This window comes from Curtobacterium sp. GD1 (genome assembly GCF_020882855.1).
Taxonomy (GTDB): domain Bacteria; phylum Actinomycetota; class Actinomycetes; order Actinomycetales; family Microbacteriaceae; genus Curtobacterium.
Genome location: NZ_JAFEVQ010000062.1, coordinates 1 through 1766, shown reverse-complemented (window position 1 = coordinate 1766; position 1766 = coordinate 1). Strand labels below are relative to the sequence as shown.

The 1766-nt window shown below is 72.7% G+C and carries 2 protein-coding genes; both read right to left on the bottom strand.

Translation table 11 applies throughout. The annotated features are described in order from the left end of the window. Positions 1-219 precede the first annotated feature (219 nt). Positions 220-1296, bottom strand: coding sequence for a quinone-dependent dihydroorotate dehydrogenase (locus tag JSX79_RS17990; RefSeq protein WP_308061608.1), 1077 nt, complete (start codon positions 1294-1296; stop codon positions 220-222). After that, positions 1293-1766 (bottom strand): transcriptional regulator NrdR (gene nrdR / locus JSX79_RS17985; RefSeq protein ID WP_229087558.1); only part of this gene is annotated, 474 nt, incomplete at its 5' end. The genes JSX79_RS17990 and nrdR, both read right to left, overlap by 4 nt.

Sequence of the window (1766 nt, the reverse complement as noted above, 5' to 3'; positions counted from 1 at the left end):
AGCACATGCGGCGTGTCGTGCGACCTCGACGACGGACACCCGGACCCGACGACGGACACGCGGCCCTGGACGCGCGAACCCGACCGGTCACGACTCGCCGCGTACGACTCGCCGAGCGGGCAGAACGCACCGCCACGACGCGTCGAGCGTGACGTACTTCGCCCGCTCGGGGACGCGCACGCGACGCCAGCGCGCCCGCTCGGCGACGCGCACGCGACGTCAGCGCGCCGCGCGCCCCAACCGCCGCCGCCGGAGCCGGTTGATCCGCGTCGCCCAGGTCGGCCCCTCGTAGAGGAACGCCGTGTAGCCCTGCACCAGGGTCGCCCCGGCGTCGATGCGGTCCTGCACGTCCTGCTCGGTCGTGACGCCGCCGACCGCGATCACGCAGAAGTCCGACGGCACCGCGGCCCGGACCCGCCGCAGGACCTCGAGCGACCGAGCCGCGACCGGTGCGCCGGACAGTCCCCCGGCACCCATCGCCTCGACGTCCGCCGCCGGCGTGCGGAGTCCCGAGCGGGAGATCGTGGTGTTGTTCGCGATGACGCCGGCCAACCCGAGGGAGACGGCGAGCCCGGCGATCGCGTCGATCTGCTCGTCGGTGAGGTCCGGCGCGATCTTCACCAGCACCGGCACCTTGCCGGCGGCGTCGCGCACGGCGGTGAGCAGCGGGCGGAGCTGGTCGAGCTCCTGCAGACCGCGCAGCCCGGGCGTGTTCGGCGAGCTGACGTTGACCGCGAGGTAGTCCGCGAACGGTGCGAGCCTGCGCGTCGACTCGAGGTAGTCGTCGACGGCGTCCTCGACGGCGACGACCCGGCTCTTGCCGATGTTCACGCCGATGACGGGCCGCCCGGGGTTGCGGCGGGCACGCTCCAACCGACGTGCTGCTGCGGCGGCACCGTGGTTGTTGAAGCCCATGCGGTTGATGAGGGCGCGGTCGGGGATGAGTCGGAAGAGCCGTGGGCGCTCGTTGCCGGGCTGCGGCTTGGCGGTGATGGTGCCGACCTCGACGTGCCCGAACCCGAGGACACCGAGTCCGGCGATCCCCCGGGCGTCCTTGTCGAACCCGGCGGCCAAGCCGAAGCGGGACGGGAAGTGGATCCCCATCGTCGTCACGCCGTCGGCGGCGGACGGCCGCGAGTAGCGCTCGACGAGCCGTCCGACGACGGGCACGTGCGGCAGCCACTTGATCACCGCGAACGCGATGTGGTGCGCCCGCTCGGGGTCCATGTTGGCGAACACCGAGCGGAACACGACGGAGTACCCGCCGCGGACGATCCGTTCCGCGATGCCGCTCACGCGCCGGCCCCGGCCGGGGACGATCCGGCGACCGGGTCGGCCGCGCCGTGGTGGTCGCGGCGGAGCTGGCCGATGGCGTCCTCGAAGTCCTCGAGCGAGTCGAAGGCCTGGTAGACGCTCGCGAACCGGAGGTAGGCGACCTCGTCGAGTTCGCGGAGCGGCGCGAGGATCGCGAGCCCGATGTCGTTCGCGTCGATCTGGCTCGACCCCGAGGACCGCACGGTCTCCTCGACGCGCTGCGCGAGGATCGCCAGGTCGCCGTCGGTCACCGGGCGTCCCTGGCAGGCCTTGCGCACGCCGGACACGATCTTGTCGCGGCTGAACGGCTCGGTCACCCCGTTGCGCTTCACCACGTTGAGCGAAGCGGTCTCGGTGGTCGAGAAACGGCGGCCGCAGTTCGGGCACTGACGACGGCGACGGATGGAGGTTCCGTCGTCGCTCGTCCGGGAGTCGACGACGCGGGAGTCCGG